25 protein-coding genes are annotated in these 24,742 nt (G+C 56.8%); 6 read left to right on the plus strand and 19 right to left on the minus strand.

All coding sequences use genetic code 11. From position 1 onward, the window contains the following. Window positions 1-49 precede the first annotated feature (49 nt). The 4 genes from ED236_RS10465 to ED236_RS10480 form a co-directional block, all read right to left on the minus strand. Entirely contained in the window at window positions 50-1,003 is a 954-nt protein-coding gene (locus ED236_RS10465) for a beta-ketoacyl-ACP synthase III (protein ID WP_123237931.1), read from the minus strand. Then, complete coding sequence (plsX, locus tag ED236_RS10470; RefSeq protein ID WP_123238025.1) at window positions 1,000-2,067, minus strand: phosphate acyltransferase PlsX; 1,068 nt, start codon at window positions 2,065-2,067, stop codon at window positions 1,000-1,002. The genes ED236_RS10465 and plsX overlap by 4 nt, the downstream gene beginning before the upstream one ends. Before the next feature lie 98 nt (window positions 2,068-2,165). After that, a complete protein-coding gene (rpmF, locus tag ED236_RS10475) occupies window positions 2,166-2,345 on the minus strand; it encodes a 50S ribosomal protein L32 (RefSeq protein WP_123237932.1) in 180 nt (59 codons plus the stop codon). A gap of 39 nt (window positions 2,346-2,384) precedes the next feature. Continuing rightward, on the minus strand, window positions 2,385-2,909 hold the full coding sequence (locus ED236_RS10480) for a YceD family protein (protein ID WP_123237933.1): 525 nt from the start codon (window positions 2,907-2,909) through the stop codon (window positions 2,385-2,387). A gap of 54 nt (window positions 2,910-2,963) precedes the next feature. On the opposite strand from ED236_RS10480, the gene ED236_RS10485 reads away from it, so the two are divergent. From ED236_RS10485 to ED236_RS10505, 5 genes are all read left to right on the plus strand, one after another. Then, window positions 2,964-4,382: an acetyl-CoA carboxylase biotin carboxylase subunit gene (locus ED236_RS10485; protein WP_123238026.1), complete on the plus strand. Its 1,419-nt coding sequence runs from the start codon at window positions 2,964-2,966 to the stop codon at window positions 4,380-4,382. 33 nt (window positions 4,383-4,415) lie between these two features. Next, window positions 4,416-6,263, plus strand: coding sequence for a sodium-extruding oxaloacetate decarboxylase subunit alpha (gene oadA / locus ED236_RS10490; protein ID WP_123237934.1), 1,848 nt, complete (start codon window positions 4,416-4,418; stop codon window positions 6,261-6,263). Between the two features lie 68 nt (window positions 6,264-6,331). Next, window positions 6,332-6,907: a Maf family nucleotide pyrophosphatase gene (locus tag ED236_RS10495; protein WP_123237935.1), complete on the plus strand. Its 576-nt coding sequence runs from the start codon at window positions 6,332-6,334 to the stop codon at window positions 6,905-6,907. A gap of 47 nt (window positions 6,908-6,954) precedes the next feature. Further along, window positions 6,955-8,424, plus strand: coding sequence for a DUF4139 domain-containing protein (locus tag ED236_RS10500; protein WP_123237936.1), 1,470 nt, complete (start codon window positions 6,955-6,957; stop codon window positions 8,422-8,424). Window positions 8,425-8,456: 32 nt separating this feature from the next. Next, a complete protein-coding gene (locus ED236_RS10505; protein WP_123238027.1) occupies window positions 8,457-9,167 on the plus strand; it encodes an SAM-dependent methyltransferase in 711 nt (236 codons plus the stop codon). Window positions 9,168-9,263: 96 nt separating this feature from the next. Here the strand turns inward: ED236_RS10505 and rnhB are convergent, their stop codons facing one another. The 15 genes from rnhB to rpsB all read right to left on the minus strand — a co-directional run bounded on the left by rnhB (window position 9,264) and on the right by rpsB (window position 23,712). Beyond that, a complete protein-coding gene (gene rnhB / locus ED236_RS10510) occupies window positions 9,264-9,842 on the minus strand; it encodes a ribonuclease HII (RefSeq protein ID WP_123237937.1) in 579 nt (192 codons plus the stop codon). After that, window positions 9,839-10,972 (minus strand): lipid-A-disaccharide synthase, encoded by a 1,134-nt coding sequence (gene lpxB / locus ED236_RS10515; protein ID WP_123237938.1) that lies wholly within the window; start codon window positions 10,970-10,972, stop codon window positions 9,839-9,841. Before lpxB ends, rnhB begins: the two co-directional genes overlap by 4 nt. Further along, window positions 10,972-11,748, minus strand: coding sequence for an acyl-ACP--UDP-N-acetylglucosamine O-acyltransferase (gene lpxA / locus ED236_RS10520; RefSeq protein WP_123237939.1), 777 nt, complete (start codon window positions 11,746-11,748; stop codon window positions 10,972-10,974). The genes lpxB and lpxA overlap by 1 nt, the downstream gene beginning before the upstream one ends. A 9-nt stretch (window positions 11,749-11,757) precedes the next feature. Continuing rightward, window positions 11,758-12,219 (minus strand): 3-hydroxyacyl-ACP dehydratase FabZ, encoded by a 462-nt coding sequence (gene fabZ, locus ED236_RS10525; protein WP_123237940.1) that lies wholly within the window; start codon window positions 12,217-12,219, stop codon window positions 11,758-11,760. A 9-nt stretch (window positions 12,220-12,228) separates the two neighbouring features. After that, window positions 12,229-13,308 (minus strand): UDP-3-O-(3-hydroxymyristoyl)glucosamine N-acyltransferase, encoded by a 1,080-nt coding sequence (gene lpxD / locus ED236_RS10530; protein WP_240032127.1) that lies wholly within the window; start codon window positions 13,306-13,308, stop codon window positions 12,229-12,231. 3 nt (window positions 13,309-13,311) lie between these two features. Then, window positions 13,312-13,806, minus strand: a complete 495-nt coding sequence (locus tag ED236_RS10535; RefSeq protein WP_420820423.1) for an OmpH/Skp family outer membrane protein — start codon at window positions 13,804-13,806, stop codon at window positions 13,312-13,314. 59 nt (window positions 13,807-13,865) lie between these two features. Then, window positions 13,866-16,202, minus strand: a complete 2,337-nt coding sequence (gene bamA / locus ED236_RS10540; protein ID WP_123237943.1) for an outer membrane protein assembly factor BamA — start codon at window positions 16,200-16,202, stop codon at window positions 13,866-13,868. A gap of 7 nt (window positions 16,203-16,209) precedes the next feature. Next, a complete protein-coding gene (rseP, locus tag ED236_RS10545) occupies window positions 16,210-17,574 on the minus strand; it encodes an RIP metalloprotease RseP (RefSeq protein ID WP_123237944.1) in 1,365 nt (454 codons plus the stop codon). Next, window positions 17,571-18,812 (minus strand): 1-deoxy-D-xylulose-5-phosphate reductoisomerase, encoded by a 1,242-nt coding sequence (gene ispC, locus ED236_RS10550; RefSeq protein ID WP_193726098.1) that lies wholly within the window; start codon window positions 18,810-18,812, stop codon window positions 17,571-17,573. Before ispC ends, rseP begins: the two co-directional genes overlap by 4 nt. Beyond that, entirely contained in the window at window positions 18,805-19,650 is an 846-nt protein-coding gene (locus tag ED236_RS10555) for a phosphatidate cytidylyltransferase (protein ID WP_123237945.1), read from the minus strand. The genes ispC and ED236_RS10555 overlap by 8 nt, the downstream gene beginning before the upstream one ends. 3 nt (window positions 19,651-19,653) lie before the next feature. Beyond that, window positions 19,654-20,415 (minus strand): isoprenyl transferase, encoded by a 762-nt coding sequence (locus ED236_RS10560; protein ID WP_123237946.1) that lies wholly within the window; start codon window positions 20,413-20,415, stop codon window positions 19,654-19,656. 41 nt (window positions 20,416-20,456) lie between these two features. Continuing rightward, the gene (gene frr / locus ED236_RS10565) at window positions 20,457-21,014 is read right to left on the minus strand and encodes a ribosome recycling factor (protein WP_123237947.1); all 558 of its coding nucleotides are present in this window, start codon (window positions 21,012-21,014) and stop codon (window positions 20,457-20,459) included. Window positions 21,015-21,040: 26 nt separating this feature from the next. Further along, window positions 21,041-21,769, minus strand: coding sequence for a UMP kinase (gene pyrH / locus ED236_RS10570; protein WP_123237948.1), 729 nt, complete (start codon window positions 21,767-21,769; stop codon window positions 21,041-21,043). A 195-nt stretch (window positions 21,770-21,964) separates the two neighbouring features. After that, window positions 21,965-22,840: a translation elongation factor Ts gene (tsf, locus tag ED236_RS10575; RefSeq protein WP_123237949.1), complete on the minus strand. Its 876-nt coding sequence runs from the start codon at window positions 22,838-22,840 to the stop codon at window positions 21,965-21,967. Between the two features lie 122 nt (window positions 22,841-22,962). Next, complete coding sequence (rpsB, locus tag ED236_RS10580) at window positions 22,963-23,712, minus strand: 30S ribosomal protein S2 (protein WP_123237950.1); 750 nt, start codon at window positions 23,710-23,712, stop codon at window positions 22,963-22,965. A 218-nt stretch (window positions 23,713-23,930) separates the two neighbouring features. Here rpsB and map point away from each other — a divergent pair, with 218 nt between their 5' ends. Continuing rightward, complete coding sequence (map, locus tag ED236_RS10585; RefSeq protein ID WP_123238029.1) at window positions 23,931-24,737, plus strand: type I methionyl aminopeptidase; 807 nt, start codon at window positions 23,931-23,933, stop codon at window positions 24,735-24,737. The last annotated feature ends 5 nt before the right edge of the window (window positions 24,738-24,742 follow it).

A 24,742-nucleotide genomic window follows, 5' to 3' on the forward strand; every position in this document is an offset into this window, starting at 1 on the left:
TGGAGCCTCAACCTTGCTTGCAAATCAATGCCTTGCGGGCTCTTGCGGATCAATATTTAGCTAGCACCGAACCCCAGGTGAAGCCGCCGCCGAAGGCTTCCATCAGCAGCATCTCGCCACGCTGGATGCGACCATCACGCACGCCGGCATCCAGCGCCAGCGGGATGGAAGCTGCCGAGGTATTGCCATGGCGATCCACGGTGACGATCACCCGGTCCATGCTCATACCCAGCTTTTTGGCTGTGGATTGCAGGATGCGGATATTGGCCTGATGTGGCACCAGCCAGTCGATATCGGATTTCTCCAGGCCATTGGCGGCCAGCGTCTCATCCACAATGGCATCCAGCGTGTTCACCGCGATCTTGAACACCGAATTGCCTTGCATCTCGATGGTGGAGATGGCGTCTGGTTGTGCGAGACCTGCTGGCACATGCAGCAGGTTGGCATAGCTGCCGTCCGCATGCAGATGGGTGGAAAGGATGCCCGGCTCTTCACTGGGGGTCAGGATCACAGCCCCGGCACCATCCCCCCACAAGATGCAGTTACTGCGGTCGGTCCAGTCGGTCAGGCGCGACATGCAGTCAGCACCAATCACCAGCGCGCATTTGGCCGCACCGGTCTTGATGAATTTGTCTGCAGTGGCAACCGCATAAACAAAGCCGCTGCACACCGCCTGGATGTCAAAGGCGGGGCAACTGGAGATACCCAATTTGTCTTGCACACTGCAGGCGGTGCTTGGGAAGATGCGGTCCGGGGTGGTGGTCGCGACGATGATCAGGTCGATCTGCTGCGCCTCCATGCCCGCAGCCTGCAAAGCACGGCGAGCAGCCTGCAAGGCCATGTCACTGGTCAATTCGCCTTCGGCGATGATATGACGCTGGCGGATGCCGGTGCGCGCTACGATCCACTCGTCGGTGGTATCGACCATGCGCTCCAGATCGGCATTGGTCAGGATCTTCTCTGGCAGATAACTGCCAGTGCCAGCGATACGGGAATAGGTCATGCAGGGGCTTCCTGAGTCACCGTCGTGCCATCCAGATCGAAGCTGGCGGACGGTGGCTTGATATGTTCGATTTCGAGTTGCTCGGTGATACGACGCAATACGCCGCTGCGTGATTCGGCCACGGCGGACTGAATGGCATTGTCAAAAGCGATACGGTCGGCGCCGCCATGGCTCTTGACCACGATACCACGCAAGCCCAGGAAGCTGGCGCCATTGTAACGGCGCGGGTCTACACGGCGCTTGAACGCCTTGAGTACCGGCATCGCGCACAGCGCCATCAGCTTGGTGAACCAGTTACGTTTGAATTCCTGGGTCAGGAAGCGGCTCATCATCTGGGCCAGGCCTTCCGAGGTTTTGAGCGCCACGTTGCCGACAAAGCCATCACAAACGATGAGGTCGGTGGTGCCTTTGTAGATGTCGTTACCCTCGACATTGCCGTAGAAATTGAGATGACTGGCGCGCAGCAACTCGCCAGCCTGCTTCACCACTTCATTGCCTTTGATGTCTTCGGAGCCGATATTGAGCAGGCCGACGCTAGGACGCTCCTTGTGTTCGACACAGGACACCAGCATGGCGCCCATGATGGCGAACTGCAGCAAGTGTTCGGGAGTACAGTCTGCGTTAGCACCGAGATCCAGCATGTAAACCACGCCATGCTGGGTAGGCAAGGTAGCCGCGATGGCAGGCCTGTCAATGCCAGGCAAGGTCTTGAGCACAAAACGCGCCGTGGCCATCAGCGCACCGGTATTACCGGCACTGACACAGGCATTGGCTTCGCCGCTCTTGACCAGGTTGATCGCCACGCGCATGGAAGAATCTTTTTTGTTCTTCATGGCGCTCTGCGGCGACTCATCCATGGTCACCACTTCGCTGGCATGATGGATGCGCAGACGCGGGCCGACCTTGGCCTTGTGAGCCTTCAACTCGGCTTCGATCGCCTCCGTGAGACCAACCAGTACGATGTTGATATTGTCATCGCGCTTGAGCGCATCCAGCGCAGCGGGCACGGTAACGTGGGGACCGTGGTCGCCGCCCATGGCATCGATGGCGACGGTGATATCCATGCTCATAGCTGGAACAGCCTCACAGTTGACTGGATAAACGACAGAATAAACGAAAGCGCCGACCCGAGACGGACCGGCGCTTTGCTAATACGAAAAACTTATTCGCCCTTGGCTGGCATCACTTTGCGGCCACGGTAGTAGCCGCTTGGGCTGACGTGGTGACGCAAGTGGGTCTCGCCCGTGGTTGGCTCGACAGCCAGCGGCGGGTTGGTCAGAAAATCGTGCGAACGGTGCATGCCACGCTTGGAAGGTGACTTCTTGTTTTGTTGAACGGCCATCATTAACTCCTTAAAAATACGCTAATACAGCTTGCTGCATTAGCCCCTACGCTTTAATTGTTCCAGTAGCGCAAAAGGACTGGGGGAATTCGACTCCCTGAGAATCTTCTCGATAGCGCTGCCATCTTCGCCACATTGCCCGTCGTCGTGCCTGGGGGCCAGTGGCAGAGCCAGCAACAGCTCATCTTCTATCAAATCTTGCACGCTCATATTGGCAGAAGCCACCATGAAATCGCGCTCATCGTCCTCGTCTTCCGGCAGAGGGATATCTTCTTCCCTTGCCACAAGCTCGAACTGTGAAACAGCATCCACCGCGCAAGCATACGGACCCAGGCAACGCTGGCAACTCAGCACAAGCTCGCCAGAGACTGCCAGGCGCAGACCGGGCTTGCTTTGCTCATCAAGGAAACCGCTCAGCGTATAGCTCAGCTCGCCTTCTTGAGAGGCCAGCAGATCGCCCAACCGCGTCAAACGAAAGACCGCGATTGTATCATGAATTTCCAGCCTTTTTCGTGCAAATTCAAGGCTGTTAATTGTGGCAGTTATATTGGCTGATGCAGTCATAAGGCGCGCATGATATTATCTGGGGGTACTGGTGTCAAAATTTCAGGTAAGTTTGTGATCAAAAAAATCCTTATTGCCAATCGCGGCGAAATCGCCGTTCGTATTGTTCGCGCCTGCTCAGAGATGGGCATCAAGTCAGTTGCTATCTATTCCGATGCTGATCGGCATGCCTTGCATGTCAAGAAAGCTGACGAGGCTTACAACGTAGGCTCTGATCCCGTTATTGGCTATCTTAATGCGCATAACATCGTCAACCTCGCCGTTGCGTCGGGCTGCGACGCCCTGCATCCAGGCTATGGCTTTCTTTCGGAGAATCCGGAGCTGGCCGAGATCTGCGCACGCCGCGGCATCAAGTTCATCGGCCCCAAAGCCAGTGTGATCCGCCAGATGGGCGACAAGATCCAGGCACGTAACGCCATGATCAAGGCTGGCATCCCCTGCGTACCCGGCAGTGATGGCAACCTCGCCAATCTGGAGGAAGCACGCGCGCTAGCCAAGAAGATCGGCTACCCCGTCATGCTGAAAGCCACCAATGGTGGTGGTGGTCGCGGCATACGGCGTTGCAATGACGAGAAAGAACTGCTCAGCAACTATGACCGTGTGATCTCCGAAGCCAGCAAGGCATTCGGCAAGCCGGAAGTGTTCCTGGAAAAATGCGTGGTCAACCCGCGCCATATCGAAGTCCAGGTCATGGCAGACAGCCACGGCAACGTGATCCATCTGTTCGAGCGCGACTGTTCCATCCAGCGCCGTAATCAGAAGCTGATCGAGATCGCGCCCTCGCCGCAACTCAGTCAGGCGCAGCGCGAATACATAGGCAAGCTCGCCGTGAAAGCCGGCAAGGCCGTCAACTACGAGAATGCCGGCACGGTCGAGTTCCTGCTCGACAAGGACAACAATTTCTACTTCATGGAAATGAACACTCGCCTGCAGGTGGAACATACCGTGACAGAAACCATCACCGGTATCGACATCGTGCAGGAGCAGATCCGCATCGCCAACGGTGAAAAGTTGCAATACAAGCAAGCGGACGTGCATTTCCGCGGCTTCGCCATGGAGTTCCGCATCAACGCGGAAGACCCCAAGAACGACTTCCTGCCCAGCTTCGGCAAGATCACCCGCTACTACGCGCCCGGTGGTCCGGGTGTGCGCATGGATGCCGCCATGTACAGCGGCTATGTGATTCCGCCCTACTACGACTCCATGTGCGCCAAGCTCACGGTCTGGGCGCTTAACTGGGAAGGTGTGATCGAACGTGGCCGCCGCTCCCTGAGCGACATGGTGGTCTACGGTGTGAAGACCACGATCCCCTATTATCAGGAGATCCTCAAGCATCCGGACTTCCGGGCTGCCAACTTCAACACCAGCTTCGTTGAGGCCCATCCGGAATTGGTCAATTACGCTGTGGAGACCCCCCCGGAGATCTTTGCAGCTGCCATCTCGGCCGCCATCGCGGCACACGAAGGCATCTAAGCTTAACTATAATCAACGCGGTAAGTTAAAAATATGGCTAAAGTACATGTAACTGAATTGGTTCTAAGAGACGGACATCAGTCCCTGATTGCTACGCGCCTGCGTACCGAGGACATGCTGCCTATCTGTGCACAACTCGATGCGATCGGTTTCTGGTCGCTGGAAGCCTGGGGCGGTGCCACCTTTGACGCCTGCGTGCGCTATCTCAAGGAAGATCCGTGGGAGCGCCTGAAGAAACTGCGCAAGGCCTTGCCCAACACCCGCATCCAGATGCTGCTGCGCGGCCAGAACCTGCTGGGCTACCGCCATTATGCAGATGACGTGGTAAGCGCTTTTGTACAAAAATCCGCCGACAACGGCGTCGATGTGTTTCGCATCTTTGATGCCATGAACGATCTGCGCAATCTGCGTGTATCCATCGAAGCCGTCAAAAAATCTGGCAAGCATGCCGAAGGCACCATCAGCTACACCACTAGTCCGGTACATGACATCCCGCATTTCGTCAGCCTGGCCAAAGAACTGGAAGCGATGGGCTGCGACACCCTGGCCATCAAGGACATGGCTGGCCTGCTGACCCCTTACACCACTGGTGAACTGGTGAGTGCCTTGAGCGCTGCCATCAAACTGCCTATCCATCTGCACAGTCATGCCACTTCCGGTCTGGCCGCCATGTGTCTGCTCAAGGGCGTGGAAGCTGGTGCATCCATCATCGACACCAGTAACTCCTCGTTCGGTGAAGGCGCCAGCCATGCCTCGACCGAGAGTATCGTGGCTGCGCTGGCTGGCACCGAATACGATACCGGTCTGAGCTTGTCGGCGCTGCAGGAGATCACCGCCTACTTCCGCGAAGTGCGCAAGAAATACTGGCAGTTCGAGAGTGATTTCACTGGCGTGGACACCCGCGTGCTGGTCAACCAGGTACCGGGCGGCATGATCTCCAACCTGTCCAACCAGCTCAAGGAGCAAGGCGCGCTGGACCGCATGGACGAAGTGCTGGCGGAGATTCCGCGTGTGCGCGAAGACCTCGGCTTCCCTCCGCTGGTCACCCCGACTTCACAGATCGTGGGCACCCAGGCCGTACTCAACGTGATGACGGGCGCACGCTACAAGTCGGTCACCAATGAAGTCAAGAACTATCTGCTGGGCCAATATGGCAAGGCACCTGGCACCATCAACACGGACGTGAAGAGCCTGGCTGTCGGCAACGCTGAAACCATCAACTGCCGTCCGGCTGACCTCATCGATCATGAGATGGATAAGTTGCGCGCCGAGTCTGAAAAGCTCGCAAAAACGGAAGAAGATGTGCTGACTTATGCCATGTTCCCGGACCTGGCCAAGACCTTCCTGCTGGAACGCAATGCAGGCAGCTTGAAGCCAGAAGCGCTGCTACCCAAGGAAAAGACTACCGCCAGCAGCGCACCTCGCTATGCTCCAAACGAATTCAAGGTCACATTGCATGGTGAGACTTTCCACATCAAGCTGACCGGCAGCGGTCATCGTGGCGAAGAACAGCGTCCATTTTATGTCTCTGTCGATGGTGTAGCCGAAGAAGTCATCGTCGAGACCTTGAGTGAGATCGAAGTGTCTGGTGGTGGCAAAGGTGGCGACAAGAAGAAGTCGTCCAGTGCCAACACCAGCAGCGGCCGCCCCCGTCCCAGCCATGAAGGCTGCGTGACCACCGCCATGCCTGGCACCATCGTCGAAGTCAAAGTCAAAGCAGGTGACAAGGTCACCGCAGGCGATGCAGTGCTGGTGATCGAGGCCATGAAGATGGAAAACGAGATCCAGGCGCCAAAATCCGGCATCGTGGTCGCAGTCCATGTGAAAAAAGGCGACACCGTCACACCAGACGAATCGTTGCTGGAAATCCAGCCTGGCTGATCCAGGCCTGGCACACAATAGCCGACAGCATACGCTGTCGGCTTTTTAATGGCGGTTATACTCCCATCATGCGTTTGATCCTTGCTTCCTCCTCCATCTATAGACGCGAACTGCTGGAACGTCTGCAGCTTCCGTTCGAGGCCATCGCGCCAGAGATCGACGAAACCCCGCTCCCCCACGAGCGCCCGGAACATACCGCATTGCGCCTGGCGCAAGCCAAGGCACGCAAGATCGCTGAAATCCATCACGACGCCCTGGTCATAGGCTGCGATCAGGTGGCGATGCTGGACCATCAGCAGCTAGGCAAGCCCTACACGCACGACAATGCGGTCAAGCAGTTGCGCTGCATGCGCGGGCGCGAGGTCGTGTTCCATAGCGCCATGTGCTTGTACAATGCGGCAACCGGTCAGATGCAGACTGCGGTGGTCCCTTACTATGTACACTTCCGTATGCTTAGCGACGCGCAGATCGAACAGTATCTGCTCAAGGAGCAACCCTACCAGTGTGCAGGCAGTGCCAAATCGGAAGGCCTGGGCATCGCGCTGATCGCGTCCATGCAGGGCGAAGACCCCAATGCCCTGATCGGTCTGCCGCTGATACGGCTGATCGACATGCTGCAACATGAAGGCGTCAACGTAATCTAGAAGCAGCCGTTGTCTGACTTTAGCGATCCACAGGCTCAGGAGCTTACATGCAAAAAACCCTTTTCCACGTCTCTGTTCCCACCCTGCTGTCAGCGCTGGTGATTTCCAGCCTGACACTCTCCACGCGGCCTGCACAGGCAGAGCCACAAGCCATACGCAGCACACTGCAAGACCAGCAGGATATCGCCGTCACCATCTACAACGGCAACCTGGCCCTGATCAAGGATCAGCGCCGCATCACCCTGGCCAATGGCCGCAACCAGCTGGACCTGCGCGATGTGAGCGCCCAGATCCGCCCGGAAACCGCATTGCTGCGCAACCTGAGCGCAGCTGGCAGTCTGGCCGTGCTGGAGCAGAACTTCGACTTCGACCTGCTGACCCCGGAAAAACTGTTGGAGAAATACGTAGGTCGCAGTGTAGGCATCATCAAGACGCACCCAACGACTGGCGCTGAAACCATAGAACGCGCGGAAGTACTGTCTGCGAATCAGGGCGTGGTACTGAAGATCGCCAACCGCATCGAGACCGGCATTCCGGGCCGCATCGTCTACGACGACGTGCCAGCCAATCTGCGCGACCGTCCTACGCTGACCGTACAACTGGATAGCAAACGTGCTGGGGAACTGCCTCTGGAGCTGAGCTATCTGACTAGCGGCCTGGACTGGAAAGCCGACTATGTGGCCGAACTCAATGCCGCTGAAGACAAGCTGGATCTGTCAGGCTGGGTCACGCTGAGCAACACCAGTGGCACCGCGTATCAGCATGCAAAACTGCAACTGGTGGCTGGCAATCTGAATCGGGTGCAGCCGACACGGCCGGTGATGGTCAAAGCCATGCGCGGGGAGATGATGGACATGGCCGCATCAGCGCCCATGGTGGAAGAATCCTTGCTGGACTACCACTTGTATACACTGGAGCGCCGCACCACCATCGCCAATAACCAGAGCAAGCAGGTCGCGCTGCTGTCAGGCACCGGCATCCCGGCCAGCAAGGAACTGGTGTTACGTGGTGCGGACTATTACTACCAGTCCAGCCAGGGCGTGTTGGGTGAAAAGCTGAAACCTGCCATTTATGTGGAATTTGCCAACAAGGAGAATGCGGGCCTGGGCATGCCGCTACCTCAAGGCATATTGCGCGTCTACAAAAAGGACAGCACCGGTCACGCGCAGTTTGTCGGTGAAGACCAGATCGAGCATACCGCGAAGAATGAAGTGATCCGTTTGAAACTGGGTGAAGCGTTCGATATCACGGCCGACAAAAAGCAGACCGATTACAAAAAGCTGCCTAATCCCGCCAAAGGCGTGAGCGCTTCCGAATCCAGCTACGAGATCGTACTGCGTAATGCCAAGAAGGAAAAAGTCAGCGTGACGGTACAAGAGCCTATCCCTGGCACCTGGAAGATCCTCCAGCAAAGTCATGCTTCACAAAAGATCGACAGCCAGCTGCTGCAGTGGAAGATCGACATTCCAGCGGAAGGCAGCACTACACTGAATTACCGCGTGCAGGTCAGCTATTGAACAAACCTGCGATTTTTCCAGCAAATGCAAAGGTGACGCCTGGTCGCCTTTATCTGTTACCAGTCACGCTGGGTGATGACAGACCGGAGGCGGTATTATCAGCCGAGGTGATCCGCCTTGCGCAAACACTGGATACGTTTGTGGTCGAGAACGAGAAGACCGCACGGCGTTTTCTGTCTGCCATTAAAACGGAAAAGCCAGTGCGCGAATTGAGCATGCTGTTATTGAACGAGCACACCACCGATCAGGAGCTGCCAGGCTTGCTGGCACCCCTGCTGGCTGGCAAAAATGTGGCCATCATGTCCGAGGCTGGCTGCCCTGGTATTGCCGACCCGGGCGCGCGACTGGTGGCATTAGCCCATCAACGCCAGATCCAGGTGCTGCCGCTGGTAGGCCCCTCTTCCATTCTGCTGGCCTTGATGGGCTCAGGTTTCAATGGTCAGCGCTTCACTTTCCTGGGCTATCTGCCCATCGACAAGACACAACGCATCAAGCGTATTCAGGAGATCGAGAAAACCTCCCGACAACAACGCGAAACACAGATCTTCATCGAAACGCCTTACCGTAACCAGCATCTGCTCGAAGACCTGGTCGCCCATTGTCAGGCGTCAACCTCACTTTGTATTGCCTGCAATCTGACCCTGCCTGAACAAATCATCCTCAGCCGGTCCATCAGCGCTTGGAAAAACAGCCCGTTGCCTGAGCTGCACAAACAGCCTACCGTATTTCTATTGCTGGCTTGAATGACACTGAGCTGTGGCGAGCATAAGCAGTAAGATCGGCCGATCAACAAGCGGTTAACGAACGGCGATGAGTGCGGGCAATGAGTACGAGAGTGCTTACAGCAGGTATTGTTTGACTGGCGCGTAGCTGCGTCTATGCACCGCTGAAACCCCGTGCTTAGCCAGATTAGCCAGATGCTCGGGGGTGGGATAACCCTTGTGGCGGGCAAAGTTGTATTGCGGATATTGCGCATGCATGCTCAGCATATCGGCATCGCGCGCGGTTTTGGCGAGGATGGATGCCGCCGCAATCGCCATCACCTTGCTGTCCCCCTTGACGATAGCCTCGCATGGCAAGCTCAGTTTAGGACAACGATTACCATCCACTTGTACCAACTCGGGGATGCACATCGATCCGGCTCTGTCCTTGAGTGTTTCGACGGCACGTTGCATGGCCAGCATGCTGGCCCACAGGATATTCAGCTGGTCGATTTCTTCCACGCTGGCGCTGGCAATGGACCAAGCCAGCGCGTGCTGTTTGATTTCGCTGGCAAGAAACTCGCGTTGACTAGCGGAAAGTGTCTTGGAATCGGCCAGGCCGGCGATGGGACGTGCCGGGTCCAGCACGACTGCGGCAGCGAACACCGCGCCAGCCAGTGGGCCGCGACCGGCCTCATCCACACCGCACAGCATCATAGATATTGCAGCACGGCAGCCGCCGCTTTGCTCGCAGTATCCTGACGCAATTGCTGATGCAACACGGTGAATTGCTGCTCGATGTCCTTGACCAGCTCGCGGTCACTGATGAGCTTGAGCGCGGTCTCGGCGATGCGCTCGGGTGTCGCTTCATATTGCAGCAGCTCGGGCACCACGAACTTGCCTGCCAGGATATTGGGCAGGCCCACATAAGGCAGATAGTTCATGCGCTTGAGGAAGATCCAGCTCAGACGCGGCATGCGGTAGGTGATCACCATGGGCCGCTTGAGGAGTGCTGCTTCCAGCGTGGCAGTGCCAGCCGCCACGATCACGGCATCTGCTGCCGCCATGGCCAGATGCGCATGTCCGAACATCACCTTGATAGGCAGATGCTCGGCCTGGTTGGCGTAGATGACCTGCTGGAAGATGTCGCGTGTCTCGCGTGTGATCAGCGGCACCAGGAATTGCACATTGGGCTGATCCTGCAGGATCTTCTTGGCAGTTTTCACGTACAGGTCACCAAGCTGCTCCACCTCGCTCTGGCGACTGCCTGGCAGCATGGCGATCACCGCGAGGCCATCACGGATGCGCAATTGCTCACGTGAAGTTTGATACTGTGACGCGAGAGGAATGATATCGGCCAGCGGATGGCCAACATAACTCACCGGGATGCCGACCTTTTCATACAGCGCAGGCTCGAACGGAAACAGTGCCAGCATGTGTGAGACAGCACGCTTGATCTTGCCCAGACGACCTTTGCGCCAGGCCCAGATCGAAGGGCTCACGTAATGGATGGTGCGTATGCCTTTGCGCTTGAGTTTACGCTCCAGCGTGAAATTGAAATCCGGCGCATCGATGCCGATGAACAGATCGGGTGGGTTATCCAGAAAGTGCCGCAGCAGTTGTTTGCGCAGTCGTAACAGCCCAGGCAAATGCCGCAATACTTCGAACAGACCGCGTACTGCCAAACGCTCCATGGGGAACAGCGATTGCGCGCCCTCGCTTTGCATCTTGGGGCCGGCAATACCGACGAATCTGAGGTCTGGCCGCTGCGCCTTGAGCGCACGGATCAGGTGGCTGCCTAGCAGATCACCGGAAGCTTCTCCGGCCACAATCCCTATCGTGGGCATTAGCGGACAATGCCACGGCTGGAAATGGCGAGAAAATCGAGCAGCAGCCCGATCTCGGCAACGGTTTGCTGCTGCAAGCCTAGTTGCTGCCTGGCTTCATCCAGCGTCAACCCCTTGCGGTACAGGGTCTTGTAGGCGCGCTTGATCTCCATGATTGCGTCGGGCGTAAAACCACGACGCTTCAGACCTTCACTGTTGATGCCATGCGGCTTGGCATCATAGCCAGCCGCTGTCACATAGGGCGGGATGTCCTTGAACACCACCGAGCCAACCGCGGTGATGACATGGGAACCAACCTTGCAGAACTGATGGATCAGTGTGAAACCACCCAGGATGGCATGGTCGTGTATATCCACATGACCGGCCAGCGAGGAGTTATTGGCCAGGATGGTGTGATTGCCGACCTGGCAATCATGCGCGATATGTACGTAAGCCATGATCCAGTTATCGCTGCCTATGCTGGTCACGCCTTTATCCTGCACCGTACCGCGGTTGAAGGTACAAAACTCGCGTATGGTGTTGTTGTCACCAATCTCGAGGCGCGTGGGCTCATCGCGGAATTTTTTGTCCTGCGGTGCAGCACCCAGCGATGAAAACTGGAAGATCTGGTTATTCTTGCCGATACGGGTCGGGCCGCTGATATTGACGTGACTGCCGACACGCGTGCCTGCATCGATCTGCACATCAGCGCCTATGATGCTGTAAGGACCGACTTCAACGCTGCTGTCCAGCTCTGCGCGAGGATCGATGATGGCAGTAGGGTGTAACTTGCTCATATGACCAGACTATTCGATTGCCTTGAGGATACACATCATTTCAGCTTCGGCCACGACGACATCGTCGACCAGGGCCTGGCCGGAGTATTTCCAGATGCCGCGCAGGATGCGGTCGATCTTGACCTTAAGCACCAGTTGATCACCAGGCGAAACCGGCTTCTTGAAGCGTGCACTGTCGATACCAGCGAAATAATAGACAGAATCATCACTGGGCTTGGTATTCATGGTCTTGAACGACAGGATGGCAGCGGCCTGCGCCATCGCTTCCACGATCAACACCCCAGGCATCACCGGATGGTAAGGGAAATGGCCAGGAAAGAATGGCTCATTCATGCTGACATTCTTGATCGCAACGATCTCTTTACCGACTTCGAGCGACACCACACGGTCTACCAGCATGAACGGGTAGCGGTGCGGCAGATGATCGAGGATCTCGTGGATATCCATACTGGTGACGGCTTGCTCGCTCATGACAGTTCCTTAATGCTGATCAGTTGTTGGCCCGAGCGCCAGTTTCAGCGCCGCAAGCTCATGTTTTAATTGTCTGACTTCGGCATCCAGGTCACCCAGATGCCGGATATTCGCTGCCGTTTTCAGCCACTGGCGATGTGCCTGGAACGGCATCAACGCCGTATAGGTATCCGCCTGCAGCAATGAGCGCGTGATCATGGTGCCAGGCGAGATGGTCACATGGTCAGCCACTTGCAAATGGCCGAGCACCATGGCGGCACCACCGATACGGCAGTGTTGGCCGATCACCGCGCTGCCTGCGATCCCGACACAACCGGCAATGACCGTATGAGCCCCTATGCGGCAGTTGTGACCGATCTGTACCAGATTATCGATCTTGACGCCCTGCTCGATGATGGTGTCATCCAGCGCACCACGATCGATGGTGGTATTCGCCCCGATATCTACATGGTCGGCGATCAGCACACGCCCCACCTGCGGGATCTTGGTCCATTGACCATGCTCTGGCGCGTAGCCAAACCCATCGGCACCGACCACCGCGCCAGAGAACAGATTGCAATGTTCACCTATCGTGCAGTCATGATAGACCGTCACGTTCGCCGCTAAGGTGCTGTCGTTACCGATGCGTGTATTACGCCCGACCACACTGTTAGGGCCGATAGAAACGCGCTCACCAAGCACCACACCTGCTTCGATCACACAGCCGGGGGCGAGACTGCAGCTGTCTGGCACAACCGCACTGCTATCCACGCTAGCAGTCGTCGCCACGCCAGGCGCAGGGATGAACACCGGATTGAGGAGCGCAGAGAGTTTTGCGAAATAAGCATACGGATTGTCTGTGACAATCCGTGGCAGATCAGTCAATTCTTGGTTCACCGGTGACAGGATCACCGCACTGGCTGCGGTCTCACGTAGCTGGGTGAGGTATTTGCGATCCGTCAGAAAGCCGATCTGTCCAGCGACAGCCTGTGATAAGGAGGCCACGCGTGTGATAACGATAGTCTCGTCACCAAGCAACTGGCCGCCAAGCTCATCAACGATATCACGCAGCGTGTAGTGCACGGCCTGCTGCCTGTTACGGATACCCAAGCCTTACTTTTTACCCAGTGACTTGAGCACCTTGTCGGTGATATCCACTTTTTTGCTGGCAAACGCCACGCCACTATAGATCACCAGATCATAGCCCTCAGCTTCGGAAACAGCCGTCACCGCCTTGTTGATCTTGTCTTGCAGAGAGCCCAGCTCTTCGTTCTTGCGCAGATTGACGTCTTCACGCAGTTCGCGTTGTTTACGCTGGAACTCGATCTTGAGATTGGAAATATCGCGTTCCTTGTTACGGCGATCTGTATCAGAAATGGTCAGACTATCCTTGGTGAGCGCAGCTTCGGAATCGCGGATCTGCTTTTGCATGCGATCCAGTTCCTGGGTACGTGGCGCGAACTCCTTCTCCAGCTTCTTGCCGCTTTCTGCGGTCTGTGGCGCGTCCTGCAAGATCTTGTCGACCTGCACATAGCCGACTTTGATTTCGTTCGCGGTTGCGGGGACCGTCGAAGCGACCAGCGCGACTGCCAACAAGCATTTCAACAACGTATTCAATTGATTTCTCCTAATTGCGATAGGGTTTGGTTCATATGGAATGGGCAGTATCAGAACTGTGTACCAAACTGGAATTGCAAGATCTGGGTTCTGTCATCTTCACGCGCGTTCAGTGCCTTGGCAGCGACCAGCTTGATCGGTCCGAAAGGCGAGAACCAGGCCACGCCGATACCAGCAGAATAGCGCAACTCGCCCAAGGAGACAGGATCACCCTGACCATAGACGGTACCCGCATCCACAAAAGTACTCATACGCAGCTGCTTGGCATCCTTGACACCCGGGATCGGGAAGAACAGTTCAACGTTACCGACCAGTTTGGTGGTACCACCCAGAGCAAAACTGGATTGTCGGCCGCTAGTGCTGGTTTCCGTAATGCGCGGGCCAATGGCACTGGTGTCATAGCCACGTACAGTATTCACACCGCCGACGTAGAAGTTCTTGAAGAACGGATAAGGGCCATCGCCATACGAATCAGCATAACCTGCTTCACCGTTAAGCAGCAGGGTCACGTTCCGGCTTATATCCTTGTACCAGGAATGCTTGTATTCAAGCTTGTAGTATTCCAGATCCAGACCCGGCACCGTCACTTCACCAGTCAGGCGTTGCAAAGTACCCTTGTTAGGGAACAGGATGTTGTCGCGCGTGTCACGCGTCAAGGTCAGGGTGGCTGGTAAAGAGATATTATCGCAACCCGAACTGCCGATCCCTGCCGCGCTATTGCCGCCGCAGAAATCAACGTAACGCCCCAGACTGTCTGCATTCAACTCAACCTGCGTGTAATCGATCGCCAAGCCCATGGTGATGGAATCGCGCTCATTCAAAGGTACACCGAAACGCACGCCACCACCATATGAGGAGGTCTTGTAGTTACCGGTATTAAGCGTTGAAGTATCCACATCACGGCGGTAGATATCAAAGCCGCGACTGATGCCATCCGGAGTGAAGTAAGGATCGGTGTAGGACAAGGAATACACGGTGTTGATGCGGCCGGTATTCAACTGCGCGGTCACCCGGTTACCTGTTCCCAGGAAGTTGGTCTGGTTGACGGTCACCCCCAGCACCACACCTTCAGCGCTGGACAGACCAGCACCGAACAGCACGCTACCCGTGGACCTCTCCTTGACGCTGATATTCAGATCGACCTGATCCGTGGTACCTGCCACAGCGGGGGTCTCGACATTGACTTCACTGAAGAACTGCAGGCGGTCCAGGCGTTGCTTGGAGCGTTCGATCTTGTCTGCCGCATACCAACCAGATTCGAATTGACGCACTTCACGGCGCAACACCTCATCGCGGGTACGCGTGTTACCCGTCAGATTGATACGACGCACATAGACACGGCGACCTGGGTCCACAAAGAAGGTGAACGCCGCCGTGTGCTCTTGCTTGTTCACGTCCGGCACAGCATTCACATTGGAGAACGCATAACCTTCATTGCCGAGGCGATCGCTAATCGCTTTGCTCGATTCGGTGATCTTCTGGCGATTGAACAGCTCACCCGGCTTGACCGAGATCAACTTGCGCAGATCTTCTTCTGGCAACAACATCTCACCAGCCAGTTTCACATCGGTGACTTTGTACTTTTCACCTTCAGTGATGTTCACCGTGATATAGATATCACGCTTATCTGGTGTGATCGAGACCTGCGTCGAATCCACGTTGAACTCAAGATACCCCTGATTCATATAGAAAGAACGCAACGATTCAAGATCGGCGGTGAGCTTCTGTTTGGAATATTGATCGTTCTTGCTCCACCAGCTCATCCAGTCCGGTGTGGTGAGCTTGAACTGTTCCAGCAAGACTTCGTTCTTGAACGCGCGACTACCGACGATGTTGATGGAGCGGATCTTGGAAACCGCACCTTCCTCGATATCGAAGCGCACGCCAACACGGTTACGTTCCAGTGGGCTGATGACCGTCTTCACGGTCGCGGCGTATTTACCCTGCGACAGGTATTGACGTTTGATCTCCTGCTCGGCCTTGTCCAGCAAGGCGCGATCGAAGATCAGCCCTTCAGACAGACCCGTCTGCTTGAGGCCTTCTTTCATCTTGTCGCTGGGGAAGGATTTATTCCCGGAAAAGGTGATCTGGGCAATGGCAGCACGCTCTTGCACGGTAACGACCAGAACGTTCTGATCAACTTCGAGACGCACATCCTTGAAAAAGCCAGTGGCATACAGGGACTTGATGGCCTGAGCAGCCTTATCTTCGTTCATGCTGTCACCGACACGCACCGGTAGCGCACTGAATACGGTACCCGCTTCAGTACGTTGCAGCCCCTCGACACGGATGTCTTTCACTACAAAAGGCTCGATCGCTACTGCATTCCCTGCATATACCGCTACCAGCACCCACATCAGTTGCCGCAGCATCTTAGCCAGATTCATATTCAGTTTAGCCTGTTACCAATCTATTAATGTCATTGTAGAAGGCAAGCACCATAAGCGAGCCCAGCAGCAATATGCCCAAACGCTGTCCGGTCGCCATCACTGCTTCGGACACAGGACTACCCTTCACAATCTCAACGGTATAATACAACAAATGCCCACCATCCAGTACAGGCACGGGCAGCAGGTTGAGCACACCCAGGCTGATACTGACCAGGGCCAGGAAACCGATGAACGACTTCCAACCGATCTGCGCGCTTTGACCGGCATAATCGGCAATGGTGATCGGTCCGCTGATGCCCTTCCAGGACACATCCCCGGTCAGCATGCTGCCCAGCATTTTCAAACTGAACAGCGCCGTTTCCCAGGTTTTAACCAGCGCACTCATCAACGCAGGGAATGGGGCGTAGCGGGTTTCAACCAGGTACTGCTGCTCGCTGCCATCGGCTGCATTCGCCGCACCGATGCGGCCGGTAGCACGGCCCTGCTGCTGCACTACCTCCGGCAAGACCTGCACTTGCATACTGCGGCCATCACGCAGCAGATCCAGGCTCAGGGCACGTCCCGGACTGCTCTGCACGCGCTCGACCAGTTCCTGCCAGCTATAGATATTGACCTTATTCACTTGCGTGATGAGATCACCAGGACGCAAATCCGCCTGCTGCGCGGCACCACCATCGACCACCATGCCCACACGCGCAGGCACGATGGGCCGTAAAGGCTGCAAACCCAGTGAGTGCAGCAGATCGCCTTCAATATCCTGCTCGGAAATACCGGACAAGGTCACATGACGCTGATAGCGCTGCCCGCTGTCATCACGGGTTTCAAGGGTCACTTGCGTATGCTTGAGCGCTTTCTGCAACAGCATCCAGCGCACGTCCTGCCAGGTTTGTACCGGCTCGGCATCCACAGCCAGGACCAGCTCCCCCTGCTTGATCCCCGCCAGTGCGGCGGGCGTATCCGGCAAGGGCTGTTCGATCAGAGGCTTGACACCCGTCACGCCATGCATGAACAGCAACCAGTAGATCAGGACCGCCAGCAGCAGATTGGCTGCCGGGCCTGCCGACACGATGGCGATGCGCTTCCACACCGACTGGCGGTGGAAGGCACGCGCTTCCTCTGCTGCGGTCATGGCAGGATCGTCCTCGGTCTCGCGCTCCCCCAGCATCTTCACATACCCGCCCAGCGGGATCGCGGCCAACACGAATTCGGTCTGGTCCGGACCGAATCGGCGACGCCACAAGGGCTTACCAAAACCGATGGAGAAACGCAGCACCTTGACGCCACACCAGCGCGCCACCTGAAAGTGCCCATACTCATGCACGGTGATGAGTATGCCCAGCGTCACCACGAAAGCCAGCAAGGTGATCATGAGACGCACCTTTTCAAGTTCTGACGCGCCATCCAGGCATGGGCATCGTGACGCGCCTGGGCATCCACCGCTTCCAGGTCAGCCAGAGTGTCCGCCTGTATCAGTGCCGTTTGCGCAAGCACCTGCTCGATGAGACGCGGAATATCCATGAAGCCGATGTCGTGGGCCAGGTAGGCGGCCACGGCCACCTCATTGGCCGCGTTCAGCACCGTCGAAGCGCTACCGCCAGCACGCAGTGCTTCATAGGCCAGCCGCAGACAAGGGAAGCGCTGCAAATCGGGCGCTTCAAAATCAAAATGACCGATCTTGAACAGGTCCAGCGCCGCGACACCGCTCTCCAGCCGCTGCGGATACCCCAGCGCATAGGCGATCGGCGTTCGCATGTCCGGATTACCCAGTTGCGCCAGCACCGAACCGTCTATGTATTCCACCATGGAATGGATCACGCTCTGCGGATGCACCACCACGTCGATCTGGTCCGGGGTCGCTGCGAACAGCCAGTGCGCCTCGATCACTTCCAGACCTTTATTCATGAGCGTGGCTGAATCGATGGTGATCTTGGGGCCCATCACCCAGTTGGGATGGTGCAAGGCTTGCGCCGTTGTCACGGTTTGCAAGGCATGCCGATCCAGCTTGCGGAACGGCCCACCTGAAGCCGTCAGCAGGATGCGGCGTATGCCTGCAGCGGCAAGATCGCCACGGTGTGAGGCTGGCATGACCTGGAACACCGCATTGTGCTCGCTGTCGATAGGCAGCAAGGTCGCACCGCCCTGCTCCACTGCCTGCATGAACAGATGGCCTGCCATCACCAGTGTTTCTTTATTGGCCAGCAGGATGCGCTTGCCGCTGCGGGCGGCAGCAAGCGCAGGGCGCAGACCCGCGGCCCCGACGATGGCGGCCATCACGGCATCTACTTGCGGGTCCGAGGCGATCTGCTCCATGGCGGCCATGCCCTGCAGCACCTGCGTCGCTTGTCCGGCGACCTGCAACTTCTGCTGCAAGCGCTCGGCGGCATCTGCATCCAGCATCACCGCATAACGTGGCTGAAAACGCACACATTGTTCAAACAAGGCATCTACACGCGCATGGGCACTCAGCGCATAGACGCTGAACCGGTCTGGGTGGCGTGCGATCACGTCCAGTGTCTGCTGGCCTATGGTTCCGGTCGCGCCCAAAATGGTGACCTGCTGCACGCGTGGCGTAGCCTTCGACACAGCGCCAGACAGATGATCAGACATAGGTATCCAGCACGGACATGTACAGCGGGAAATAGATGAACAACGCCGCCAGCGGCAGGCTGGAGGTCAGGCCATCGATACGGTCCAGCACCCCGCCATGTCCGGGCAACAAACCACCACTGTCCTTGAGTTCCGCCTGACGTTTGATCAGGGATTCCAACAGGTCGCCGATGATACTCAATACGGTCACGCCCCACAGCATGGGCACCAGCCACCAGTCGAACGGCACCAGATAACACAGCAGGGAAGCATAGATCGTCACTGCAAGCCATGCGCCAAGCACGCCTTCCCAGGTTTTTCCCGGACTGATCCTGGGTGCCAGTTTGCGTTTGCCGAAACGTTTGCCCACAAAATAGGCCGCGCTGTCAGCGATCCATACGGTCAACAGCAGACCGAACACCAGCCAGGGGCTGACCGTATGCAGACTCAACATGGCAAGCCACATCGGCAGCAGCACCAGCCAGCCGATCAGGGCCATGAACAAAGGATGACGGAAATGGTGACGGGTCGCCAGCCAGGCCGGGGCGATCAGCAACCAGAACAGACTGCCCACCAAAATCCCCCAGAACGTCATCCACTGCTGCATCTGCACCAGCCAGTTCACATCCACCAGATGCCAGTCAGCCGCAAACACCAACAACAGACCAGTCACCAGCGTCAGCAACCAGTACACATGGCGAGCCAGCTTACCCATGCCGGTCATGCCACCCCATTCATAGGCCGCGATGCTGGCGATGCCCAGCATCAGCGCAGCCCAGTATTGATAAGGCAGCATGAACAAGGTCAAAACAAACACCGGCACTAACAGGAGTGAGGTTAATACACGTGCTTTGAACATAATCTAGGAAGGAACCTCAGAGGTAAGTTGATCGCTGGTTCGACCAAAGCGGCGTTCGCGCTGCTGGTAGGAGGTGATCGCCAGATCCAGCGCTGCGGCATTGAAATCGGGCCAGAGCGTATCAGTAAAATAAAGCTCAGTATAAGCCAGCTGCCACAACAGGAAGTTGCTGATGCGTTGTTCGCCGCCAGTACGGATGAAAAGATCCGGTTCCGGCGCGTAGGCCATGGAAAGATAGGAGGCCAGTGTCTGCTCATCCAGATCAGCGGGCTGGGTGCCCTGTTCGGCCAGCAAGCGCTGCATGGCCTGCACCACATCCCAGCGACCACCGTAGTTGACGGCGATGGTCAGCGTCAGGCCGGTGTTGGCTGCCGTCAACGCTTCGGCCGCCATGATCTGCTCGCGCAGCGCCGCATCGAAACGGGAACGGTCACCGATCATGATCAGGCGTATGCCATTGTCATGCAGCTTGCTGACTTCGTATTTAAGTGCCTCCACGAACAAACCGAGCAGAAAGCTCACCTCATCGGCAGGCCGTCGCCAGTTCTCGCTACTGAAGGCGAACAAGGTCAGGTAACCAACACCGCGCGTGGCAGCATGCTTGACGATATCGCGCACCGCGTCCATGCCGCGCTTGTGCCCGGCGATGCGTGGCAGCAAACGCTTTTTGGCCCAGCGGCCATTGCCATCCATGATGATGGCAATGTGTCTGGGCGTGGTGGCAGTAGTGGGGACTGTCTGGGTGGAGCTGGAAAATATCGCCAATCAGGGCTCCGGAAAAGGAGAGACGAATGCTGGAAGGCGGCTTATACCGCCATCAGTTCCGTTTCTTTGACTTGCAACATCTTGTCAACCTCAGCCACGTAACGATCGGTCAGCTTCTGCACGTCATCCTGTGCACGGCGCTCGTCGTCTTCGCTGGCCTCTTTATCCTTGACCAGTTTCTTCAAGGCATCGTTGGCATCACGACGCTGATTGCGGATGGCCACTTTGGCGGCTTCGCCTTCGGTCTTGACCACTTTGGTCAATTCACGGCGGCGCTCTTCGGTCAGCATGGGCATGGGCACGCGGATGATGTCACCATTGGTGGCCGGGTTCAGGCCCAGATCGCTATCGCGGATGGCTTTCTCGACCTTGCCCATCATGTTCTTTTCATACGGCTGCACATTGATGGTACGCGCATCGCCCAGATTGACATTGGCCACCTGGTTGACGGCCACCATGGACCCGTAATATTCCACCATCACGTGGTCCAGCAGGCCGGCATGGGCGCGGCCGGTACGGATCTTGGCCAGATCGTTCTTGAGCGCTTCCAGCGATTTCTGCATGCGCAGTTCGGCGTTCTTCTTGATGTCATTGATCATTGATTTCTCCTTGCTTGGCAGGTGACTCAGGGGGTGACGCGGGTGCCTTCATCCTCACCCATCACCACACGCCGCAGCGCACCTTGCTTGAAAATACTGAATACGGAAATGGGCAGCTTCTGGTCACGGCACAACGTGAGCGCAGTGGCATCCATCACTTTGAGGTTCTTGATGATGGCTTCGTCGAAAGTCAACGTGGCGTAGCGCATCGCCTCGGGATTGGTCTTCGGGTCATCGGTGTACACGCCGTCCACTTTGGTGGCCTTGAGCACGATCTCGGCGTTGATCTCCATGCCACGCAAAGCTGCCGCCGTATCCGTGGTGAAGAACGGGTTGCCGGTACCAGCACCGAAGATCACCACACGGCCTTCTTCCAGATAGCGGATCGCCTTGCCACGGATGTAAGGTTCGGCCACCTGCTCGATATTGAGTGCGGACTGCACTCGCGCCTTGAGCCCGATATGACGCATGGCATCCTGCAGTGCCAGCGCGTTCATCACCGTGGCCAGCATGCCCATGTAATCGGCCGTGGCCCTGTCCATGCCTTCTGCTGCGGGCGCGACACCGCGGAAGATATTGCCGCCGCCGATGACTACACCGACCTGCACGCCCAGATCGACGACTTCCTTGATTTCAGCCACGATACGGGTGATGGTGGCACGGTTGATGCCGTAACTGTCATCCCCCATCAGGGCTTCGCCGGAGAGCTTGAGCAGGATACGTTTGTAGGCCGGTATTGATGCAGTCACGGTCATGAAATTCCTGTGCGATTCGTCGTAAAAAAACGTGGATGCCATTATAAACGGCAATCCACGTTTTTCATCACTTTGTTGCAGCGGGCTTCAGCCTGAAAAGTCCAAGCCGGAAAATCGAGGCAACAAAGCCCGATTCAGGCGTTTTACTTTCAAAGATAAAGCCGCTGTTATTGCATGGCGGGTATTGAAACCAGCTTACACCTTGGCAGCAGCAGCCACTTCGGCAGCAAAGTCGGTCACCACTTTTTCGATGCCCTCACCCACCACGTACATGGTGAACGAAGCCACGCTGGCGCCATTGGACTTCAGCAGCTGCTCGATGGTGACCTTGTCGTCCTTGACGAAAGGCTGGCTCAGCAGGGTCACTTCCTTCAGGAACTTCTGCACGGTGCCGTCGGCGATCTTTTCCAGCATCGCTTCCGGCTTGCCGGCTTCCTTGGCCTTCTCGATGGCGACGCGGCGCTCGGCTTCGATCAGGGCCTGATCGACACCGCTGGCATCCAGCGACTTGGGCTTGGCGGCCGCGATGTGCATCGCGACGTCCTTGGCCAGCGCGTCATCGCCACCCACCAAGTCAACCAGCACACCGATCTTGCCGCCGTGTACATAGCTGGCCAGCTTGCCTTGCGCTTGCAGCGCAACGAAACGGCGTGGCGTGATATTCTCGCCGATCTTGCCTACCAGTTGTGCACGCACGTCTTCAACGGTGCTGTCACGCAGTGGCAGCGCAGCGGCGGCGGCGATATCCGCAGGTTGCTTTTCTGCGATCACGGTGGCCAGATCGCGTGCGAATGCCAGGAACTCTTCGTTCTTGGCACAGAAGTCGGTTTCAGAGTTGACTTCCACCATGGCACCGGTCTTGCCGTCTGCGCTGATGCTGATGCCTACGCTGCCTTCAGCAGCGACACGGCCTGCAGCCTTGCTGGCCTTGTTGCCGAAACGCACACGCAGGATCTCTTCTGCACGCGTCATGTCGCCTTCAGCTTCGGTCAGCGCCTTCTTGCAGTCCATCATGGGTGCATCGGTACGCTCACGCAACTCTTTCACCATGGATGCGGTAATTTCAGCCATTTTTCACTCCTTAATCTGATCTGTTGAATGCCGGTCACCGCAATTTGCTCACCGCGACCGGTAACACATGTAATAAAACGGGCAATAAAAAAGGGGCTCACGCCCCTTTTTCAGGCAGATGCTTACTCTGCTGCAAGCTCTTCGACTTCAACGAACTCTTCTTCGGTAGAAGATTTGATGATGTCAGCCAGCACGCTGCTACGGCCTTCCAGTACCGCATCAGCGATACCACGGGCATACAGACGGATGGCACGGCTGGAGTCATCGTTGCCAGGAACGACGTAGGTGATGCCGTCCGGGGAGTTATTGGTATCGACAACGCCGATGACCGGGATACCCAGCTTGGCAGCTTCATTCACTGCGCCGCTTTCGTGGCCCACGTCAATGATGAAGATGGCGTCAGGCAGGCCGCCCATTTCCTTGATGCCGCCGATGGAGCGCTGCAGCTTCTCAACTTCGCGCTTGTAGCCCAGGGCTTCTTTTTTGCCGAACTTTTCCAGGGTGCCGTCTTGCATCATGACTTCGTAGTCATTCAGACGCTTGATGGATTGCTTGACCGTCTTGAAGTTGGTCAGCATGCCGCCGAGCCAACGATGGTTAACGTAAGCACAACCGGCACGGCTGGCTTCTTCCTTGACGATGTCACGGGCTTGGCGCTTGGTGCCAACGAACAGGATACGGCCCTTGTTGGAGGCCAACTGGCGCACATACTTAAGGGCATCCTCAAACAGTGGCAGGGTCTTTTCCAGGTTGACGATATGAATCTTGTTGCGGTCGCCGAAAATGTAGGGGGCCATTTTCGGGTTCCAGTAACGGGTTTGGTGGCCGAAATGCACACCGGCTTCCAGCATTTGACGCATGGTTACGGACATATTAATCTCCAGTCTCGGGTTATGACTTCCGCATCCCCAACAACATCTGGCGAACCAGACACCCTTGAGCGGGGATGCGTGCGAATTACCGCCCTTTTTGAGCGGCGGCGTATGCTACCATAAGCGCCTGTCTGGACTCAAGGAAAACCTCGGTCGCGGCAGGTCATCGGCATACCCGTTTCGGCGCCGCTTCCTGTCCGGCCATGCTGCTGATCACTATGGCAATCTCCATCAAAAATCAAACCGATATCGAAAAAATGCGCGTCGCCGGCCGACTCGCCTCTGAAGTACTGGATTACATCACGCCCTATGTGCAACCGGGCGTGACCACCGAGAAACTTGACCAGCTCTGCCATGACTATATCGTCAATGTGCAGAAGACCATCCCGGCACCGCTCAATTACGCACCGCCAGGCCATACGCCCTACCCCAAGTCCATCTGCGCTTCGGTGAACCATCAGATCTGCCATGGCGTGCCCGGCGAAAAGGTGTTGAAGCAGGGTGACATCGTCAATCTCGACATCACCGTGATCAAGGATGGCTACCACGGCGACACCAGCCGTATGTTCTTCGTCGGCGAACCGTCCATCCAGGCCAAGCGCTTGTGCGAGATCACCTATGAATGCATGTGGCTGGGTATCGCCAAGGTCAAGCCAGGCGCCACACTGGGCGACATCGGCCATGCCATCCAGGTGTATGCCGAGAAGAGCGGCTTCAGCGTCGTGCGCGAGTTCTGCGGTCATGGCATAGGCAAGAAATTCCATGAAGATCCGCAAGTGCTGCATTACGGCCGCCCCGGCACCGGGCTCAAGCTACAGGCCGGCATGATCTTCACTATCGAGCCCATGATCAACGCCGGACGTCGTGACATCAAACAGCTCAACGACGGCTGGACCATCGTCACCAAGGATCACAGCCTGTCTGCGCAATGGGAGCACACGGTGCTGGTCACAGAAGACGGCTACGAAGTGTTGACCGTATCCGCTGGCTCACCTGCCATCCCGTCCATCATCCAGGCAAGCTAAGTCTC

It is taken from the genome of Pseudomethylobacillus aquaticus (genome assembly GCF_003730115.1).
Taxonomy (GTDB): Bacteria; Pseudomonadota; Gammaproteobacteria; order Burkholderiales; family Methylophilaceae; genus Pseudomethylobacillus; species Pseudomethylobacillus aquaticus.

Excerpts from the sequence above, each read along its gene's own strand:
- ED236_RS10465 (WP_123237931.1), bottom strand. The coding sequence starts at position 1,003 with ATGACCTATTCCCGTATCGCTGGCACTGGCAGTTATCTGCCAGAGAAG.
- plsX (WP_123238025.1), bottom strand. The coding sequence starts at position 2,067 with ATGGATATCACCGTCGCCATCGATGCCATGGGCGGCGACCACGGTCCC.
- rpmF (WP_123237932.1), bottom strand. The coding sequence starts at position 2,345 with ATGGCCGTTCAACAAAACAAGAAGTCACCTTCCAAGCGTGGCATGCAC.
- ED236_RS10480 (WP_123237933.1), bottom strand. The coding sequence starts at position 2,909 with ATGACTGCATCAGCCAATATAACTGCCACAATTAACAGCCTTGAATTT.
- oadA (WP_123237934.1), top strand. The coding sequence starts at position 4,416 with ATGGCTAAAGTACATGTAACTGAATTGGTTCTAAGAGACGGACATCAG.
- ED236_RS10495 (WP_123237935.1), top strand. The coding sequence starts at position 6,332 with ATGCGTTTGATCCTTGCTTCCTCCTCCATCTATAGACGCGAACTGCTG.
- ED236_RS10500 (WP_123237936.1), top strand. The coding sequence starts at position 6,955 with ATGCAAAAAACCCTTTTCCACGTCTCTGTTCCCACCCTGCTGTCAGCG.
- rnhB (WP_123237937.1), bottom strand. The coding sequence starts at position 9,842 with ATGATGCTGTGCGGTGTGGATGAGGCCGGTCGCGGCCCACTGGCTGGC.
- lpxB (WP_123237938.1), bottom strand. The coding sequence starts at position 10,972 with ATGCCCACGATAGGGATTGTGGCCGGAGAAGCTTCCGGTGATCTGCTA.
- lpxA (WP_123237939.1), bottom strand. The coding sequence starts at position 11,748 with ATGAGCAAGTTACACCCTACTGCCATCATCGATCCTCGCGCAGAGCTG.
- fabZ (WP_123237940.1), bottom strand. The coding sequence starts at position 12,219 with ATGAGCGAGCAAGCCGTCACCAGTATGGATATCCACGAGATCCTCGAT.
- bamA (WP_123237943.1), bottom strand. The coding sequence starts at position 16,202 with ATGAATCTGGCTAAGATGCTGCGGCAACTGATGTGGGTGCTGGTAGCG.
- rseP (WP_123237944.1), bottom strand. The coding sequence starts at position 17,574 with ATGATCACCTTGCTGGCTTTCGTGGTGACGCTGGGCATACTCATCACC.
- ispC (WP_193726098.1), bottom strand. The coding sequence starts at position 18,812 with ATGTCTGATCATCTGTCTGGCGCTGTGTCGAAGGCTACGCCACGCGTG.
- ED236_RS10555 (WP_123237945.1), bottom strand. The coding sequence starts at position 19,650 with ATGTTCAAAGCACGTGTATTAACCTCACTCCTGTTAGTGCCGGTGTTT.
- frr (WP_123237947.1), bottom strand. The coding sequence starts at position 21,014 with ATGATCAATGACATCAAGAAGAACGCCGAACTGCGCATGCAGAAATCG.
- pyrH (WP_123237948.1), bottom strand. The coding sequence starts at position 21,769 with ATGACCGTGACTGCATCAATACCGGCCTACAAACGTATCCTGCTCAAG.
- tsf (WP_123237949.1), bottom strand. The coding sequence starts at position 22,840 with ATGGCTGAAATTACCGCATCCATGGTGAAAGAGTTGCGTGAGCGTACC.
- rpsB (WP_123237950.1), bottom strand. The coding sequence starts at position 23,712 with ATGTCCGTAACCATGCGTCAAATGCTGGAAGCCGGTGTGCATTTCGGC.
- map (WP_123238029.1), top strand. The coding sequence starts at position 23,931 with ATGGCAATCTCCATCAAAAATCAAACCGATATCGAAAAAATGCGCGTC.